General features: G+C 59.4%; 17 protein-coding genes. 4 read left to right on the top strand and 13 right to left on the bottom strand.

Going from position 1 to position 18,535, the window contains the following annotated elements:
- Window positions 1–5: 5 nt before the first annotated feature.
- Entirely contained in the window at window positions 6–1,274 is a 1,269-nt protein-coding gene (locus IMW75_RS17965; RefSeq protein WP_045059378.1) for an OprD family porin, read from the top strand.
- Window positions 1,275–1,282: 8 nt separating this feature from the next.
- On the opposite strand, the gene IMW75_RS17970 is transcribed toward IMW75_RS17965, so the two are convergent.
- A complete protein-coding gene (locus IMW75_RS17970; RefSeq protein WP_045059379.1) occupies window positions 1,283–1,519 on the bottom strand; it encodes a DUF2790 domain-containing protein in 237 nt (78 codons plus the stop codon).
- A 187-nt stretch (window positions 1,520–1,706) separates the two neighbouring features.
- Between IMW75_RS17970 and IMW75_RS17975 the strand changes: the two genes are divergently transcribed.
- Window positions 1,707–2,396 carry an energy-coupling factor ABC transporter permease gene (locus IMW75_RS17975; protein WP_205893373.1) on the top strand — a complete coding sequence of 230 codons (690 nt, stop codon included), beginning with the start codon at window positions 1,707–1,709 and terminating at the stop codon, window positions 2,394–2,396.
- Window positions 2,397–2,432: 36 nt separating this feature from the next.
- Here the strand turns inward: IMW75_RS17975 and yacG are convergent, their stop codons facing one another.
- Genes yacG through pilB form a run of 5 tightly spaced genes read right to left on the bottom strand, consistent with a single transcriptional unit; the run spans window position 2,433 to window position 7,041 of the window.
- Window positions 2,433–2,633 (bottom strand): DNA gyrase inhibitor YacG, encoded by a 201-nt coding sequence (gene yacG / locus IMW75_RS17980; RefSeq protein ID WP_045059381.1) that lies wholly within the window; start codon window positions 2,631–2,633, stop codon window positions 2,433–2,435.
- Complete coding sequence (coaE, locus tag IMW75_RS17985; protein WP_205893374.1) at window positions 2,630–3,253, bottom strand: dephospho-CoA kinase; 624 nt, start codon at window positions 3,251–3,253, stop codon at window positions 2,630–2,632. The genes yacG and coaE overlap by 4 nt, the downstream gene beginning before the upstream one ends.
- A complete protein-coding gene (locus IMW75_RS17990) occupies window positions 3,250–4,122 on the bottom strand; it encodes a prepilin peptidase (protein ID WP_205893375.1) in 873 nt (290 codons plus the stop codon). Before IMW75_RS17990 ends, coaE begins: the two co-directional genes overlap by 4 nt.
- A 1-nt stretch (window position 4,123) precedes the next feature.
- Window positions 4,124–5,341 carry a type II secretion system F family protein gene (locus tag IMW75_RS17995; protein ID WP_205893376.1) on the bottom strand — a complete coding sequence of 406 codons (1,218 nt, stop codon included), beginning with the start codon at window positions 5,339–5,341 and terminating at the stop codon, window positions 4,124–4,126.
- 2 nt (window positions 5,342–5,343) lie between these two features.
- Entirely contained in the window at window positions 5,344–7,041 is a 1,698-nt protein-coding gene (gene pilB / locus IMW75_RS18000) for a type IV-A pilus assembly ATPase PilB (RefSeq protein WP_205893377.1), read from the bottom strand.
- 226 nt (window positions 7,042–7,267) lie between these two features.
- Here pilB and IMW75_RS18005 point away from each other — a divergent pair, with 226 nt between their 5' ends.
- Complete coding sequence (locus tag IMW75_RS18005; RefSeq protein ID WP_205893378.1) at window positions 7,268–7,687, top strand: pilin; 420 nt, start codon at window positions 7,268–7,270, stop codon at window positions 7,685–7,687.
- A 322-nt stretch (window positions 7,688–8,009) separates the two neighbouring features.
- Window positions 8,010–8,366, top strand: coding sequence for a BON domain-containing protein (locus tag IMW75_RS18010; RefSeq protein WP_045059387.1), 357 nt, complete (start codon window positions 8,010–8,012; stop codon window positions 8,364–8,366).
- A 257-nt stretch (window positions 8,367–8,623) separates the two neighbouring features.
- Here IMW75_RS18010 and IMW75_RS18015 read toward each other — a convergent pair whose 3' ends face one another.
- The 7 genes from IMW75_RS18015 to panD form a co-directional block, all read right to left on the bottom strand.
- Window positions 8,624–8,920: a DUF2845 domain-containing protein gene (locus tag IMW75_RS18015; protein ID WP_414704655.1), complete on the bottom strand. Its 297-nt coding sequence runs from the start codon at window positions 8,918–8,920 to the stop codon at window positions 8,624–8,626.
- On the bottom strand, window positions 8,920–11,871 hold the full coding sequence (locus IMW75_RS18020) for a DUF748 domain-containing protein (RefSeq protein WP_205893380.1): 2,952 nt from the start codon (window positions 11,869–11,871) through the stop codon (window positions 8,920–8,922). The genes IMW75_RS18015 and IMW75_RS18020 overlap by 1 nt, the downstream gene beginning before the upstream one ends.
- 93 nt (window positions 11,872–11,964) lie before the next feature.
- Complete coding sequence (locus IMW75_RS18025; RefSeq protein ID WP_205893381.1) at window positions 11,965–12,981, bottom strand: class I SAM-dependent rRNA methyltransferase; 1,017 nt, start codon at window positions 12,979–12,981, stop codon at window positions 11,965–11,967.
- Window positions 12,982–13,124: 143 nt separating this feature from the next.
- On the bottom strand, window positions 13,125–13,997 hold the full coding sequence (locus IMW75_RS18030; RefSeq protein ID WP_045059390.1) for an oxygenase MpaB family protein: 873 nt from the start codon (window positions 13,995–13,997) through the stop codon (window positions 13,125–13,127).
- A 100-nt stretch (window positions 13,998–14,097) separates the two neighbouring features.
- Window positions 14,098–16,035: an acetate--CoA ligase gene (gene acs, locus IMW75_RS18035; protein WP_205893382.1), complete on the bottom strand. Its 1,938-nt coding sequence runs from the start codon at window positions 16,033–16,035 to the stop codon at window positions 14,098–14,100.
- 160 nt (window positions 16,036–16,195) lie between these two features.
- Window positions 16,196–17,860: a glucose-6-phosphate isomerase gene (gene pgi / locus IMW75_RS18040; RefSeq protein ID WP_122839035.1), complete on the bottom strand. Its 1,665-nt coding sequence runs from the start codon at window positions 17,858–17,860 to the stop codon at window positions 16,196–16,198.
- A 229-nt stretch (window positions 17,861–18,089) separates the two neighbouring features.
- The gene (panD, locus tag IMW75_RS18045; RefSeq protein ID WP_003228271.1) at window positions 18,090–18,470 is read right to left on the bottom strand and encodes an aspartate 1-decarboxylase; all 381 of its coding nucleotides are present in this window, start codon (window positions 18,468–18,470) and stop codon (window positions 18,090–18,092) included.
- Window positions 18,471–18,535: the final 65 nt, after the last annotated feature.

Below are 18,535 nucleotides of genomic sequence, written 5' to 3' on the forward strand. Positions count from 1 at the left end.
AGACGATGAAACAGATTGTTCCAACAACCGGTTCGGTGTTGTCCATGGCGCTCGTCTCGAGTTTCTCCGCCGGTGCGCTGGCGGCAGAGGCTGGCTTTATCGAAGACACCACGGCCACCTTGCAAGCGCGCAATTACTACTTCAGCCGGGACTTCTCCGACATCGTCGGGGCAAACCGGCAGTCGAAGGCTGAAGAGTGGGCGCAGGGCTTCATTCTCAACGTCAAATCAGGCTACACCCAGGGGCCCGTGGGATTTGGCGTGGACGTGATCGGCCTGCTCGGCCTCAAGCTCGACAGCGGTCCCGACCGGGTCAATACCGGTTTGCTGCCGGTGAAAGATGATGGGCGCGCGGCCAACGATTACAGCCGACTCGAAGCAGCCTTGAAGGTCCGCTACTCGAAAACCGAAATCAAGGTGGGGGAGTTGCAACCAAATGTGCCGGTGCTGGCGTTCAGTGATATCCGCCTGCTGCCGCCGAGCTATCAGGGTGCGAGCATCAGTTCCAGTGAGATCAACGGCCTGACATTGCAGGGCGGCCACTTGAACTCCACCAGTCTGCGCAACGAAGCGGGCGACGAAAAAATGCAGGCCATGCTGGGTCACGTGCCGCAGCGTCAAGTCAGCAGCGACGGCTTCAATTTTGCCGGTGGCGATTACGCCTTCAACGATAAACGCAGTTCCGTCAGCGCCTGGTACGGGCAGTTGGAAGATATCTACAACCAGCGTTTTCTGGGCCTCAAACACAGTCAGCCGACGGGCGACTGGATTCTGGGAGCCAACATCGGTTATTACGATTCACGCGAAGATGGCAAAAAACTGCTGGGTAATATCGACAACCAGGCGTTCTTTTCGCTGTTGTCGGCCAAGCGTGGCGGCCATACGTTCTATGTCGGTTACCAGGGGATGTTCGGTGACAGCGCCTTTCCACGGGTGTTTGCCAACATATCGCCACTGGGCAACGAGGTGCCGACCTATGAGTTTGCCTCCACCGACGAGCGCTCGTGGCAAGCGCGTTACGACTACGACTTCGCCGCTTTAGGCGTGCCGGGTCTGACCAGTACCGTGCGTTACATTTCCGGTAATAACGTCGACACCGGGAAAGGGTTCGAGGGCAAGGACCGCGAGCGTGATCTTGACCTTGGATATGTCGTGCAAAGTGGTAGCCTCAAAGGCGTTGGGGTTCGTGTGCGCAATGCAATGGCGCGCTCAAACTACCGCAGTGACATTGACGAGAATCGCCTGATCCTCAGCTACACATGGACCTTGCTGTGATGCGTTGATTACAGGTCGCAATTGCCCATGACTTGATAGGTGACTCGCTGAGTCTGGCCCTGATGATCGATGTAGACCATGGTGGCCGGTACGACATCGCAGCCGGTCGGGGTGTCGCTGACGGACACTACCTTGGCGATGTCCAGCGGATGTGCCGGGTCGTAGGGAGTGGCAGCGGGTTCGTTGGTGGCGGCCATGGCCGAGGTGGCGACGAAGGCCAAAAGCAGGGCAGTGAGGGTTTTCATCTGGATTCTCCTGGTTGATTCTGTTGGTTGAATTTTAGTCTTTGCTTCCATTGGATAAAGGGGGGTGGGGCCGATTCAGCGTTGCAGGCTACGTAACAATCGATGGTGTCCACTTCGATCGGTGCGGTGCAACCACCACGGTGTAGACTGAAAATCCTCCCGGTACGGAAAAGGAGCAAGCACAGCCATGATCGGCGCCGAGCTAATGTCAGCTGAAACCCTGACCATCGGATGGGTGATCTACGTTCCGATTCTGCTCTGGGCCATTGCACGCTCGCCCTGGGTCGAACTGTTCAGCGATCGCCGCCGCCAGCACCTGTTGTTTGGTACCGTGTTCGCCCTGTTCATGCTCTGGCTGGTCAGGCGGGATTTTGATACGGGCGTGTCCTATCACTTTCTCGGCATGACTGCGGTGACCCTGCTGCTCGACTGGCCACTGGCAATAGTCGGCGGGTTTGTTGCGCAAGCGGGGTTGGTCATGCTCGGGCGCCAGGACCTGGCGGCGATGGGGGTGAACGGTGCTTTGCTGATCATGCTGCCGGTGTTGATCACCGAGTGCTGCGCCATCCTGGTTGAGCGCGCACAACCGCGTAATCCCTTCGTCTACATCTTCGTATCCGGTTTTTTCGCCGCAGCGCTTTCGGCCCTGCTGTGCCTGCTGCTGGCGCTGTGGTTGCTGTGGTTCGACGAGCGCTTCGTGATGCCTTACTGGCTGGAGGATTTCGTCGGTTACCTGTGGCTGATCATTTTCCCCGAAGCGTTTATCAACGGCATGATCGTCAGCGCACTGGTGGTGTTCAGCCCCGAGTGGCTCGAAACCTTCAATCGCACGCGCTACCTGTCCGCGCCGTGGAAAGACGACGACCCCAAGGCATGATCCTCACCTGGCGGCCGACGTCGTGCAGGTCGGCCATCAATGACGAGGTTCAAAGTCCTCGCTGAACAGGTCGTCTTCGGCATCCGGGCTCACCGGAATCTTGTGTTCTTCCGACGCCCAGGCGCCCAGGTCGATCAGTTTGCAGCGGTCCGAGCAGAACGGCCGGAAGGTGTTGTCAGCACTCCATTCGACCGGGGCGCCGCAGGTGGGGCAGTTGACGGTTGGGGTTTGGCTCATGACTGGCCTCCACGCAATGTTAGGTAAAAGTGATGCAGGCGCTCGACCTCGCTGTGCAGCCAGGCGAGGTCGCGGTCGTTGACCACCACATCGTCGGCATGGCTCAAGCGGTCCTGGCGACTGGACTGTGCCTTGAGGATCGCCTGGACTTGCTGTTCGCTGGTCTGGTCGCGCTGCAAGGTGCGTTCTATCTGCAGCTGCTCGGGTGCATCGATCACCAGCACCCGCTGGGTCATGGCGTACTGGCCGGACTCGATCAGCAATGGCGAAACCAGAATCGCATAGCGCGATTGTGCCTTGGCCAGGTGATCGCTGATTTCCCTGGCGATCAGCGGATGCAGCAGCGCCTCGAGCCAGCGACGTTCTTCGGGAACTTCGAAGATCAGTTTGCGCAACGCCGCGCGGTCGAGTTGGCCGTCGGCTTGCAGCACGCCGGCACCGAAGTGCCCGGCGATCTGCGCCAGCGCCGGGCGACCGGTTTCAACCACCCAGCGCGCGGCATGGTCGGCATCGATCACGTGCACGCCCAGCTCAATGAAGTGCTGGGCGGCCGCGCTTTTGCCGCTGCCGATGCCGCCGGTCAGGCCAAGAATCCAGGGTTTTTCCACAGGGGTATTCATTTCAAACCGACAAACTGCCAATAGAAGTCGGTTATTTGACCACCCCAGAGCAAGGCAATCCAGCCGGCAATTGCCAGATACGGCCCAAAGGGCATCGGCGTCGAGGTTTTTGCGTTGCGCATACGCAGCATGGTCACGCCAATGATGGCGCCGACCAGGGAAGACAGGAGGAGCGTCAGGGGCAGGATCTGCCAGCCACCCCAGGCGCCGAGCATCGCCAGCAGCTTGAAATCACCGTGCCCCATGCCGTCCTTGCCGGTCACCAGCTTGAACACCCAGAACACCGACCACAGCACCATGTAACCGGCGATCGCGCCCCACAGAGCTTCGTGGAGCGGCACGAACAGGGTAAAACTGTTGGCGATCAACCCCAGCCACATCAGTGGCAATACCAGGACATCCGGGAGCAATTGATGCTCGGCGTCGATCAGGCTCATGGCCAGCAGGCCCCAGGTCAGGAACAGCACCAGGCAGGCTGGCCAACCGAAGCCAAAGTGCCAGGCGATGAACCCTGACAGCAGGCCACAGGCCAGCTCGGTCAACGGGTAGCGCTTGCTGATCGGCGCAGCGCAGCCGGAGCAGCGGCCGCGCAAGAACACGTAACTGATGACCGGGATGTTCTCCCACGCCCGGATCGAATGGCCACAGTGGGGGCACTGGGAGTGAGGCAGCATCAGGTTGTAAGTCGGCAGTGGTGCAGGAGCGGGATGGCCGAGCATGTCTTGCGCTTGCAGGCGCCATTCACGCTCGAGCATCTTGGGCAGCCGCCAGACCAGCACATTCAGGAAACTGCCCACCAGCAAGCCAAGCACCAGGGCCAGAGCAACGAAGCCCAGTGGGGAGTGCTGCAGAATTTCATTCAAGGGCATGTCAGATCGCTGCGCCGAGTTGGAAGATAGGCAGGTACATCGCAACCACCAGGCCGCCGACGACAACCCCCAGCACCACCATGATAAACGGCTCCATCAGGCTGGTGAGGTTATCGACCATGTTGTCGACCTCGTCCTCGTAGAAGCTCGCGACTTTGTCGAGCATGTCGTCGAGGGCGCCCGACTCTTCGCCGATGGCTGCCATCTGGATGGCCATGTTGGGGAAAACCCCGGAAGTACGCATGGCGAAGTTCAGCTGCATCCCGGTCGATACGTCCTGCTTGATCCGCAGCACCGCACGCTTGAACACGATGTTACCGGTGGCGCCGGCCACCGATTCCAAGGCCTCCACCAGCGGCACACCGGCGGCGAAGGTGGTGGAGAGGGTGCGGGCGTAGCGGGCCACGGCCGATTTATACAGCAGGGTGCCGACCAGGGGCAGCTTCAACAGCCAGACGTCGGTGCGATCACGGAATGCCTCGGAAGTCTTGAAGGCGCGGCGGACTCCGAAAAATCCTGCAATCAGGACGCCGAGCAACACCCACCACCATTGCTGGAGGAATTCGGAGAGACCGATGACCATCACGGTAAACGCCGGCAACTCGGCGCCAAAGCCCTTGAACACCGATTCGAACTGCGGCACGACCTTGACCAGCAGAATCCCGGTCACGATGATGGCGACGAACACCACGGCCAGCGGATAGGTCATGGCCTTCTTGATCTTGGCCTTGAGGCTTTCGCTTTTTTCCTTGTAGGTCGCCACCCGTTCCAGCAGGGTGTCCAGGGCGCCGGCCTGTTCGCCCGCGTCCACCAGGTTGCAGTAGAGCTCGTCAAAATACTGCGGCTTTTTGCGCAGCGACGCGGCAAAGCTGTTACCCGCCGCAACCTCCTGTTTGACCTCGTCCACCAGCTTGCGCATGGCCGGATTCTCGAAGCCCTCGCCGATGATGTCGAACGATTGCAGCAGCGGTACGCCGGCTTTCATCATCGTCGCCATCTGCCGGGTGAACAGGGCGATGTCCTGGGCCGTGATGCGTTTACCCAGGTTAAGAATCGACACCGACTTCTTGCGTACCTTGCCCGGGTTGATACCTTGCTTGCGCAACTGCGCCTTGACCAGTGCCGGGCTCTGACCGTTCAGTTCGCCGGTCATCTTCGTGCCTTTCCTGTCCGTGCCTTCCCAGGCGTAGACACTGAGTTTCGCTGCTTTGACCGCCATGTTCAGTCCTTGGTGACCCGGTTGATTTCTTCAAGGCTGGTAATACCCTGCATGGCCTTGTGCAGACCGGAAGTACGCAGGTCATCAAAACCGTCCTTGCGCATCTGGATATCGATTTGCAGCGAGTTGCCTTCGGCCATGATCAGGTGTTGCAGCGCCGGGGTGTTTTTGACCACTTCGTAAATCCCCACCCGTCCCTTGTAGCCGCCATTGCACAGATCGCAGCCAACCGGCTCATAGATGGTGAAGGAGCCGATGCGGTCCTCGGGAAACCCTTCCTTGATTAGGGCTTCACGGGGAATATCAATGGGTTTCTTGCAATGGCTGCACAGCTTGCGCGCAAGGCGCTGGGCGATGATCAGGCTCACCGAAGTCGCAATATTGAAACCCTGTACGCCCATGTTCTGCAGGCGGGTAAGGGTCTCTGCCGCACTGTTGGTGTGCAGGGTCGACAACACCAGGTGTCCGGTCTGAGCCGCCTTGATGGCAATTTCTGCGGTCTCGAGGTCGCGAATCTCGCCGACCATGATCACGTCCGGGTCCTGGCGCAGAAAGGAGCGCAGGGCCTGGGCGAAATCCAGGCCTTGCCGGGGATTGACGTTCACCTGGTTGATACCTTCCATGTTGATCTCCACCGGGTCCTCGGCGGTGGAGATATTGATGTCCACGGTGTTGAGGATGTTCAGGCCGGTGTAGAGCGACACGGTCTTGCCCGAGCCCGTGGGCCCGGTGACCAGGATCATGCCCTGTGGCTGCTTCAGCGCGGCCATGTACAGGTCTTTTTGTACCGGCTCGTAACCCAGCGCGTCGATGCCCATCTGCGCGCTGGAGGGATCAAGGATCCGGATCACCACCTTTTCGCCCCACAGGGTCGGCAGGGTGTTGACCCGGAAGTCGATGGACTTGCTCTTGGACAGGCGCATCTTGATCCGCCCGTCCTGGGGTTTGCGGCGCTCGGAGATGTCGAGACTGGCCATGACCTTCAGGCGTGCGGCGATACGTCCTGACAGTTGAATCGGCGGCTTGGCGACTTCGCGCAGCATGCCGTCGGTGCGCATGCGCACGCGGTAGCTCTTTTCGTAGGGCTCGAAGTGCAGGTCGGAAGAACCGCTTTTGATCGCGTCGAGCAGCATCTTGTGAACGAAGCGCACCACGGGCGCGTCATCGGCATCCTGACCGCCAACGGAGTCCTGGCTGTCATCGGCAGATTCGATGTCCAGGCCGTCGAGGTCGACGTCGGCCATGTCTTCCAGCCCGGTGGACTGGGTGTCGAAGAGCTTGTCGATGGCGTCGCTGAGCTTGTCATCCTCGACCAGGATGGCTTCGGTGGTCAGCCCGGTACTGAACTGGATGTCATTGATGACCTGGTGATTGCTGGGGTCGGACACGCCGATGAACAGCTTGTTGCCGCGCCGCCACAGAGGCAGCACGTGGTGCTGACGAACCAGTTTCTCGCTGACCAGCCCTTTGGGCAGGACTTCCTTGTCGAGGGCATTGAGATCGAACAGGGCCATGCCGAAATGCTCGGAAGCAATTTCGGCGACTTGTCGACTCTTCACCAGCTTGTTCTGCACCAGATGGGTGACCAGCGAGGTACGGTTTCTTTGGGCTTGCTGATACGCCTGTTGCGCGCTTTTATCAGTCAGCAGTTCGGCCAGGACCAATTGTTTGGCCAGGCCGCTAAGAGCGATGTCATTCATTGGGATACCGGACGCAGACAGTTCATGACTTATAGCCTAGTCAAGGGACGGAGCCAAACCATGACTGTTGAAGTGACAAAAAATGTCAGTTAGTGCGGTTTTCCAGGGCTTCGGAAGGGCCTGACAGAAGCCGGCGCCCAAGCCGGCGGGGGAGTCGGCAATTGGCATGGGCTGTGCTGGAGATAATCCAGATCATGAGATTCCGACTCATGCATGGGGCTTGTCTATGAATAACCAAAAAGGTTTTACCCTGATCGAGCTGTTGATCGTGGTGGCGATCATCGGGATTCTGGCGACGTTTGCGATTCCGGCTTATTCGAAGTATCAGGCTAAGGCGAAAGTGACGGCGGGGCTGGCGGAGATTTCCGCGTTGAAGGTTCCTTTTGAAGATTTGATGAATCAAGGTACGAACATCGCTGCAGCAGATACTGCGTTCAACGCCACGACCTCAAATTGCGTCACGGCATCGTCGGGTACAGGCAGTTCAGGCGTGGGCACCATTGCATGCACGATTGCAAACGCTCCGGCGCCTGTCGTTGGTAAAAAAATCACGCTCACACGCTCGGCTACAACTGGTTGGACTTGTGCGACCGAGGTCGAACAGCAATACGCGCCTAAGGGCTGCACAGGTGTCGCAGATACGTAAGTCTTGAATTAATCGTCTGCTTGGCTCTTCGACTGCCCCGCATTCTTTACGAAGGCGGGGTATTTTTTTGCGCGCGCTTTAGGTGACTTCAAAAAAACCCGACAATTCATGGCCTTAGGCCCACGCCAAAACCCGCAACTTGCATGTCGATAAATTCCAACTCATGCAATTTGCATGATTTCGAAAATTGTCCAAAATACCAAGCCATTGATATATAAGGATTTTTTGTTCGTTTCAAAGTTGGCACAGCGTTCGCAATATACCCAGTAACCCTGCTGACAAGACACGCAGCAGACTTTCCAGAAAAACAGGAGTTACTCGTATGAAGAAGTTCGCTATCACTGCCGCTGCTGCTACCGCGCTGACCCTGACCATGGCCGGTTCCGCATTTGCACAAACTACCCAGGCTACCCAAGCACCAATGGTGCTGGCGGCTGGTGAAATGACCGAAGCCAAAGAAGCTACTTCCGATACCTGGATCACCACCAAAGTCAAAGCTGACCTGGTTACCGAAAAAGGCATTCCTGGTACCGACATCAAAGTCGAGACCAACAAAGGCGTGGTATCCCTGTCGTCCACCGTTGCTGTGACTGACGCTCAGAAAGATATGGCCGTAGCTATCGCCAAGAAAATCAAAGGCGTCAAAGCGGTCTCCGCTGATGGCCTGAAAGCCGAGTAAGGCAAGGCTTCTCGCCTGGACCGGGAGAAGGCGCGACAGACGGGCCGAGCTATACGTCTGTTGCTGCTTTGGAGTTCATGCGAAAGGTCATAAGGATGTGACCATTACAGGCCCCGGCATTCGTGTCGGGGCCTGTTTTATTGTGTCGGGAGGAAAAGATTTCTATTGAGTCGGTAGGAAAAGATCGCAGCCTCGTTTCACTCGACAGCTCCTACACAGCTCCTATACAGCTTCCTACGTCCTACGTCCTACGCCCTCTACTGGCCGCGTTTGCTGGTGATCTGCACCAGGCGATTACCTTCAAATCGCAAGAACTGATACATCCCGCCGTTCGGCCCGTAGGTCCATTCCTCTACCTGATACTCCTCGCGCCGGTTCACGCTGCGCTTGTAGCCCAGCGAATCCCGGGCGACCGGCTCGCCGCATTTTTGCAGAACCTCTGCAGTGCGGTCGCCGACGCTGATCAGTTGGCTGCCGCAGCGCAGGGTGTCGGCTGCCCAGGCCTGCCCGGCGAATGCCAGCAGAGCCAGGCCAAGGACGTGTATTCGGATCATCATTCGGCATCCAGGTGCAGGGGTGTAATGACTCGGCCGTCGCTCTGCGGTTCGCCGAGCGTGGCGTCGATGAAGTACACACGGTCGTCGGCCAGTTGGCACTTTTCGACCAGGTAATCCTTGATGCTGCTGGCGCGATCCTGACCAAGCTGACGCAACAGCACTTCGTTGGAACTCCAGAACCTGATCACGGCCTCGCGCATCTTCGCAGTGCGCTCTTCCTTGCCCAGGTCTTTCCATTCGGCAGGCGGCTGGGTCTTCAGGCGAGTGCGGTAGATGCCTTCCAGCAACGGACCTTTCTCGCTGTCCGGTACCTGCAGCAACCCGGCGTTGGCCGGTACTTTGTCGCCGCGACGCTGGAGCATTTTGTAGTAGTTGTACTGGTATTCCCGCTCAAGCCGTTGCTCGGCGATCAGTGGGCCGTCGCTGCTGGCGGCCGCAGTGCCTTCAATTTCCAGGCGTAGCGCCGGGCGTTCCTTGAGGGCTTGCGAGAGCTTGACCAGGGCGGCCTCGGCGTCCTTGCTCAGCTCACTGGAACCTGGGGCAAAGGAGACGGTGCCCAGGTCCTGGGAGCCGCCACCGCTGACCAGGCCGCCGATCAGCTTGAACGGCGCGGCAGCGGCTTTCACGATCAGGTTGCGCAGGGTTTGCCAGACAATCGGCATCACGCTGAACTGCGGATTGTTCAAATCGCCGGTCACCGGCAGCTCGATGGAAATCTTGCCGTCGACATCCTTGAGCAGGGCGATCGCCAGTTTCAGGGGCAGACTGACGGCGTCGGGGCTGTCGACTTTTTCGCCCAGTTGCAGTTGCTCGACCACCACCTTGTTTTCGGCCTTCAGCTGGCCTTTGGTGATCATGTAGTGCAGGTCGAGGTTGAGCCGGCCCTTGCGAATGCGATACCCGGCGAATTTGCCGGAGTAGGGCGTCAGCGTGGTCAGTTCCACCCGCTTGAAACTGGTGGCAATGTCGAGGCTGGCCATCGGGTCGAATGGGTTGACTGCACCCTTGATGGTCACCGGCGCGTAGCGATCGACCTTGCCCTTGACGTCAACGCTGGCGGGTTTCGCCTGGCGGCTGTCGATGGTGCCGATGGAACCGTTGAGCTGCTGGACGGCCGTGGCGAAATTCGGGGTCAGGCTGAAGTCGGCGAAATTGGCCGAACCATCATTGATGGCGATGCCGCCCACATGGATGCCCAGCGGCTTGTCCTTGCTGGCCGGTTTGGCGGCTGCACCCTTGGTGCTCGCATCGGCCGGTTGCGGGATCAGCAGGTCATCGACGTTGGTGGTGCGGTCATCATTGATCATGAAACGCACGTACGGCTGGAACAGGTTGACCTTGTCGATCGACAGGCTGTCGCCATGCTGGTAGTTCAGGCCTTCGACCACCACCTGTTGCCACTTGAGGAAGTCGCGAGTCTTGAGGGTGTCGAGGGTATGCAGTTGATCGACCTGGGCGCGGCCGGTGACGCTGAAAGCGAGCGGCTCGGTGCTTTTCAGGTCGACCGCCAGATCACTGCCCAGCATGCCGCTGCGCAGTTCCAGGCGAATGAACGGGTTGATGTAAGACTGGGCGACCCGCAGATCGATGTCCTTGGTCTGCACCTTCAGGTTGGCAGTGACCGGGGCCAGGTTGACCACGCCGTCTGCGGTGAGCTTGCCTTGCTTGCCGACGCCGGTGTCGAGCTTGAGGTTGAAAGGCGCGCCATTGAGGCTGTCGAAATTCTGCAGGTCGACGTTCAGCGGGCTCAGGTCCAGCTCTACGGCGGGCTGTGCCTTGCGGTCCGCCAGATGCACCTGGTAATTGCGCAGTTGCACGTCCTTGAGCAGCACTTGCCAGGGTTTGCCCGGCGCTGCCGGCTCGGGTTTCGGCGAGTCCGCGGCCGCCGGGGTGCTGGCGGGTTCGGCCTTGGCTTTGGCGGCCGCTTTGGACGGTTGGCTGGCGAACAGTTTTTGCCAGTCGAGTTGCCCATCGGACTCCAGCGCGGCCCATGTTTCCAGTTTGTTGCTGCGGATCTTGCCGACGACAACCTGTTGTTTGGCCAGATCGATGGTGGTTTCAGTGACGTCCAGTCGTTGCAGCTTTGCCAATTGCCGCCCGTCCGGGGCCTTGATGGCGAAGGGGGAGACACTGAGCGCGAGGTTACTCAGCAGTAGCTCGGTTTGCTTGGACAGGTTGAGCTTGTAGTCGGTGCTCAGGCTGTAGACGCCATCTTCCAGCACCAAGGGTGCCGAATCGCGCACATAAGGCCAGAACGCCTTCATCCTGCCGTCGGTGATCTTCAGTTTGCCTTCGGAGGCGATCGGGATGAGGCTGAAGTTGCCTGTCCAGTCGATCTGCCCGCCGTTGGGACCGGCGGCCACCAGCGTCATGTCGGCACTGTCTTCGGGCAGGGTGCTGAGGTTTTTCAGTTCGAAGTCGAGTTTGTCGTAGAGAAACTCGATAGGTTCGCTGGGTCGGGCATCTTTGAAATGCACCACGCCATCAGCCAGTTTGATCCGTTCAATTCGCAGCGGAAACGGCTTTGCATCCGGATCCGACGGGACCGGTTCGCTGGCGGGAATTTTGAAGAGACCGAGCAGATTGAGTTTGCCTTCCTTGTCGAACAGGATTTCGCTCTTGGGTTTGTTCAGCTCAATGTCGGACAGGTGCAGCGCCTTGGTCCACAGGCTGTCGATCTGCAGGTTGGCGTAGAGCCGTTCGAAACCGACCTGCTCCTTGCCCGGTTCGCCAACGATCAGTCCCCACAGCGTTAATTCCAGGCTGAACGGATTGAGTTCGATGCGCTGGATGTGCGCAGGCACCGTTGCGTAATCGGCCAATTGTTGATTGGCGACCCGCAACGCGATGCCCGGCAAAACCAGAAACCCCAGCAGGCTGTAGAGAGCCAGAGCAGTCAACAAGGCGCCAATGGCGCGGATCAATCCTTTGGGCATGTGCGGCTTCATCTGTCTGAATCGGAGTGCCTTGGAGTATGGCACGCGATTCTGGTTCCGAAGTGGTCGCGCTTTGCAGGATTTATATGAAAATGTCGAAGAATTTCAGAGTTGCAGGATCAAGGTCTTCAGCGGCGGCTGCTGATCCATCGACGGAAAGTCCACCCCAGGGGTCATTACGGTCCATTCGCGAACCGGTCGGCCGGCCTTTTCCGCGCAGCGCAAAACCTGTTCGCGCCAGTCCTCCATGCTGACTTTCGCCAGATTGTTGCAGCAGATCAGCACACCGTTATCAGCCGTGCTCAGCAACGCCGGCTTGAGCAGGCTCTGGTAGTCGCGCAGCAGGTCGACGGTGCCGAAAGCGCTCTTGGCCCAAGCGGGTGGGTCGAGCAGCACCAGGTCGTATTGACGCTGCTCCAGGCGCAGGTAAGCGGGAAGCTTGTGGCCGCGACGCTGGCTGATGGGCAGGCCGGCGAGTTGGCGGATCGCCGGGAAATAATCGGACTGGATGAATTCCATGGTCGGCAGTTGCGGGTTAAGCAGACCATTCTCGCGCCCGACCGCCAGGTTACCCTCGGCGAAGTCCAGGTTGCACACCTCCCGCGCGCCGCCGGCTGCGGCGCAGAGGCCGACGCCACAGGTGTAGGCGAACAGGTTGAGTACGCTTTTGCCTTGGCTGTGCGCCTTGACCCAGCTGCGGGTGTTACGCAGGTCGAGGAACAGCAGAGGATCCTGTCCGGCATGACGGCCGCGAACTCGATAGTTGAGGCCCCACTCGTGGCCGATCAGGTCCTGCAGCGCTGCTTCGTCGGCCCGGTAGACGGTGTCTTCGCGATCAATGCGCGAATTGCCCCGGGAGCGGTCGTTGTAGACCAGCAACGTCTCCAGGCCCAGGTGCTGGTTGATGGTCGCGTGCAGGCCAAGCAGGGCTTCGCGTTCCAGCGACTGGTGGAAGCTTTGCACCAGCAGTTGCGGGCCATAGCGGTCGATGGTCAGGCCGCCGGCGCCTTCCTGGCTACCGTGGAACAGGCGGTAGCAATCGGTGCCTTGTTGATGCAGCTCGGCGAGCAGGTCCTGGCGATGATCGAGGGCGGCGCGCAGCGCCTGATTCAAGGAAGACATGCTGTGCGCCTTGCAGAGGGAATTTGGCGCGGGAGTTTAACAGCTTGGCTGTTAACCGAGGTGCTGCCATTGCGAGCAGGCTCACTCCCACGTTGGATTTTTGACTATTCTTCCCTGTGGGAGCGAGCCTGCTCGCGATGCTTTTAGCTTAGCAATCCCATCCGCCGCTTTGCCCGCTGCACCGAACCATTACGCACGGCCCAGCGCAGCATCGGCGCACTTCGATTGATGCTGGCGCGGATCAGCTTGCGTTGCAGCGGGCTTTGACTTACGCCTAGCATGTCACTGGCCCAATCGGGCAGCAGGTCAATTCCGGCCTGCATCATCAGGCCGCCAAAGGGCTTGGCCAGGCGGCTCGGAGCTGGGGCGTTGAGCAGCAACTGCAACACTTCGCGACTGCGCTCATCGCACAATAGTTGCGGGCGAATACTCTCCAGGTAGTGGGATATTTCCAGCCGGGAGCGGGGCACATCCCGGGCACCCAGGCGTTCGGCGATCAGCGCGATCTCGGCGTAGTAACGGTCCTGATCGGCCAGCGACAACTGTGGGTTGCGGTAACGCAGATGCGCCGCAAGAAAGTTGCTGACTTCCGCCACATGAACCCATGTCAGCAAAGACGGATCGCTGGCGGCGTAAGGCCGTCCATCGGGTGCCGTGCCGGTGACCTGCAAATGGATGGTGCGAACCTTCTCGATCAGCCAGTCGGCATCCTTTCGCGAGCCGAAAGTAGTGCCAGAGATGAATTGGCCCGTGCGGCGCAATCGACCCAGCATGTCTTCACGAAAATTTGAGTGGTCCCATACTCCGGCCAGCGCCAGGGGATGCAGGGCTTGCAACATGAGTGCACTGATACCGCCGATCAACATGCTGCTGAAGTCGCCATGCACCTGCCAGCTCACCGAGTCGGGGCCAAACAAGCCAGGATCGCCCTTGGGGTTCTCCAGGTCGAGCGTGCCAAGCGACAGGCCCGTGAGGCTCATGATCTGCGTTTCGATGCGGGTGCGGATGAATTCCATGGTGACTCTGAGGAAAATAAATGGGTGTGCGCGCGCGTACTGTAGGAGCAAGCTCGCTCCTACAGGGCGGATCCCACCACGCGCGGTAACAGGCAATACGTTATTGGTTCAGGCGTTTATCCACCAGATCCTCAACCACGCTCGGGTCGGCCAGGGTCGAAGTGTCGCCCAGGCTGTCGAGCTCATTGCAGGCGATCTTGCGCAGGATACGCCGCATGATCTTGCCTGAACGGGTTTTCGGCAAGGCCGGAGCCCATTGGATCAGGTCCGGTTTGGCGAAGCTGCCGATTTCCTTGCTGACATGCTCCAGCAGTTCCTTCTTCAGTTGATCATTGGCTTCGGTGCCATTCATCGGCGTGACGAAGGCGTAGATGCCCTGGCCCTTGAGGTCGTGCGGGTAGCCGACCACCGCCGCTTCGGCAATGCTGTCGTGGAGCACCAGGGCGCTCTCGACTTCTGCGGTGCCAATACGATGGCCCGACACGTTAATCACGTCGTCGATGCGCCCGGTGATCCAGTAATCGCCATCCTCGTCCCGCCGCGCGCCATCGCCGGTGAAATAGTAGCCGGGGTAGGGCTTGAAGTAGGTGTCGACCATGCGCTGCGGATCGCCGTAAACGCTGCGGATCTGCGCCGGCCAGCTGGACTTGATCGCCAGCACCCCGCTGCCGGCGCCTTTGATTTCCTTGCCGGTGTCATCGAGCAATACCGGTTGCACGCCAAACATCGGTTGAGTGGCGCAGCCGGGCTTGATCCGCTGGGCGCTGACCAGGGGGCTGAGCATGATGCCGCCGGTCTCGGTCTGCCACCAGGTATCAACGATCGGGCAGCGCTGTTCGCCCACGGTATTGAAATACCAGTCCCACGCCTCCGGGTTGATCGGCTCACCGACGCTGCCGAGTAATCTGAGGCTCGCGCGGGAGGTTTCCTTCAAAGGTTCGGGGCCTTCACGCATCAGCGAGCGCAGGGCGGTGGGTGCGGTGTAGAAGATATTGACCTGGTGTTTATCGATCACCTGCCAGAAGCGCGAACTGCTGGGAAAACTCGGCACACCTTCGAAAATCAGCGTGGTCGCGCCATTGGCCAGCGGGCCGTAGACGATATAACTGTGGCCGGTGACCCAGCCGACATCAGCGGTGCACCAGAAGACTTCTTCGTCGCGATAATCGAGCACGTATTTGAATGTCATCGCCGCTTGCAGCAGATAGCCCCCGGTGGTGTGCAGGACGCCTTTGGGTTTGCCGGTGCTGCCGGAGGTGTAGAGGATGAACAGCGGGTCTTCGGCGTCCATCGGCTCGGGCGGGCAATCGTCGCTGACCTCGCGCACGGCCTGGTGATACCACAGGTCGCGCCCTTCAACCCATTCAACATCACCCTGGCTGCGCTCGACGACGATGACCGTGCTGACGTCAGGACAACTTTGCAGCGCCTTGTCGACTTTCGCTTTCAACGGCACGACCTTGCCGCCGCGCACCCCTTCATCGGCGGTGATCACCGTACGGCAATCAGCGTCGAGGATACGATCGCGTACGGAGTCGGGGGAGAATCCGCCAAATACCACCGAGTGCACCGCGCCGATTCGCGTGCAGGCGAGCATGGCGTAGGCGGCTTCCGGAATCATTGGCATGTAGATGCACACCCGATCGCCTTTCTTCACGCCACGGCTCTTGAGCACATTGGCCAGGCGGCAGACGTGGTGGTGGAGCTTGCGGTAGGTGATCTGGAGGGAGTCGACCGGGTCGTCGCCTTCCCAGATGATGGCGACCTGATCGCCGCGTTGTGCCAGATGACGATCGATGCAGTTGTAGCTGACGTTCAACCGGCCCCCGGCGAACCAGCTGGCTTCGCCGGTTTTCAGGTTGTAGCGCTGCACGGTCTCCCATGGCGCACTCCAGTCGAGGAAGCGTGTCGCTTGTTCTGCCCAGAAGGTGCTGGGGTGTTCGATGGATTGGCGGTACAGGCGCTGATAGTCGTCTTGACTGAGATTCGCAGCCCGGCGGACGGCATCGGCTTTGGGGAACGTGCTGATATCGAACATGACGGTTCCTTATTCTTGTTTGCACGACAAGAGGGGAGCAGCGCGACCCTCGTAGGAGCTGTCGAAGGCTGCGATCTTTTGGTCTTCAAAAGCAAAATCAAAAGATCGCAGCCTTCGGCAGCTCCTATAAGGTTAGTACCCCCGCAGGAACGGCGTCAGGTTAACCGCGGTGACGACCGCGGAAGTAGTTGATCAGACCTTGTGTAGAGGCATCGTCAGCCGGCGTTTCTTCGCTGCCAACCAGACGGTTGTAAACGCCTTTGCCCAGCTCCTTGCCCAGCTCCACACCCCATTGGTCAAAGGCGTTGATGCCCCAGATCACGCTCTGCACGAAGACTTTATGCTCGTACATCGCCACCAGCGCGCCGAGACGACGCGGGCTGATGCGCTCTACCACGAGGGTGTTGCTCGGACGATTGCCCGGTATCACCTTGTGCGGCGCGATCTTGTGTACGTCTTCTTCGCTCACGCCTTTGTCGCGCAGTTCTGCTTCGGCTTCGGCGAGGGTCTTGCCGAGCATCAGTGCCTGGCTCTGGGACAGGCAGTTGGCGTACAGCCACTGGTGATGGTCGGATACCGGGTTGAAGCTGACGATCGGCACGATGAAGTCCGCCGGGATCAGTTGAGTGCCCTGGTGCAGCAGCTGGTGATAGGCGTGCTGGCCGTTGCAACCAACGCCGCCCCAGATGACCGGCCCGGTGTCAGTGTTAACCGGCGTGCCATCCTGGCGGACGCTCTTGCCATTGGATTCCATGTCCAGCTGCTGCAAGTGCTTGGTGATGTTGCGCAGGTAGTGGTCGTACGGCAGGATCGCGTGGCTCTGCGCGCCCCAGAAGTTGCCGTACCAGACGCCGAGCAATGCCAGCAGCACCGGCATGTTCTGTTCGAAAGGTGCGCTCTGGAAATGCTGGTCCATGGTGTAGGCACCCGACAGCAGTTCCTTGAAGTTCGACATGCCAATGGCGAGGGCGATCGGCAGGCCGATGGCCGACCACAGCGAGTAACGCCCGCCAACCCAGTCCCACATCGGGAAGATGTTTTCTTCGCGAATACCAAAGGCCACGGCAGCGGCGTTGTTGCTCGAAACCGCGATGAAGTGGCGATACAGCTCGGCTTCCGAACCACCCTGGGCGAGGTACCAGGCGCGTGCAGCCTGGGCGTTCTTCAGGGTCTCGAGGGTATTGAAGGATTTGGACGAGACGATGAACAGCGTGGTCTCGGCCCGCAGCTTCATGGTCAGTTCGTGAAATTCGCTGCCGTCGATGTTCGCCAGGTAATGGCAGCGCACGCCTTTCTGGGCGTAGGACAACAGTGCTTCGGACACCAGCTCCGGGCCGAGGAACGAGCCGCCGATGCCGATGTTCACCACGTCAGTGATTGGCTTCTCGGTGTAACCGCGCCACAGACCGTCGTGGATGCGGCCCACGAGATCGGTGATCTGGTTCAACACCTTATGTACTTCCGGCATCACATTGACGCCGTTGACCGACAACTTGTCGCCTACGGGGCGACGCAGGGCGGTGTGCAATGCAGGGCGCCCTTCGGACGAGTTGACGATTTCGCCTTCGAACAGCGACTTGATCGCGCCCTTGAGGTCGACTTCATTGGCCAGGCCCACCAGCAGGTTGCGGGTCTCGGCGTTGATCAGATTCTTTGAATAGTCGAGAAACAGGCCGCAGCTGCTGAGGGTGAATTGCGTGAAGCGCTGCGGATCGGCATTAAACGCTTCGCGCATGCTGAAATCCTGCATGGCTTGGCGGTGATCATTCAACGCTTGCCAGGCGGGCAGAGCGGTCACGTCGTGAGGAGTGCGGTAGTACGCCATCGCTGCGGGTTTCCTTTTTACTTGAACGGCTTTTGAACACTAAAAATACCGGATCGCTGCGGGTGGGCGTCCGGTCAACTGCGTCGTCACGTTTTCGTGGCGCAGGGCGAATACAGTAACTCTCGCGCTGCAATCTGTCTTGACTTTGTCTGACCCGTCCCCGGTACTTTTTTATACATGAAGACTGGGGCGAGCCGACAAACGGAAGGAAAAGGTGTTTCTGGTTCGATCAGGCGACCTGAACCGGGATGGCGTTGCTGGTGTGGCTCAGTTCGTTACCTGGTGCCATGTAGAGCATGCGCGGCTTGAAGTTGAGCAGCTCGGCTTCGCTGTAATGGGCGTAGGCGCAGATGATCACTCGATCGCCGACCTTGGCCTTGTGGGCAGCGGCACCATTGACCGATATCATGCGCGAGCCTTCTTCCCCGCGGATCGCGTAGGTGGTGAAGCGCTCGCCGTTGTCGACGTTGTAGATCTGGATCTGTTCGTACTCACGGATGCCGGACAGGTCCAGCCATTCGCCGTCGATGGCGCAAGAGCCTTCGTAATCGAGAACAGCGTGGGTGACTTCGGCGCGATGCAGCTTGGCCTTGAGCATGATGGCGTGCATTTTTTTGTTATCCCGGGTCGAAATTGGGTAGTGAAAGCTGAGGCAGATCCCATGTGGAAGCGAGC

It is taken from the genome of Pseudomonas gregormendelii (genome assembly GCF_017114825.1).
Classification (GTDB): domain Bacteria; phylum Pseudomonadota; class Gammaproteobacteria; order Pseudomonadales; family Pseudomonadaceae; genus Aquipseudomonas; species Aquipseudomonas gregormendelii.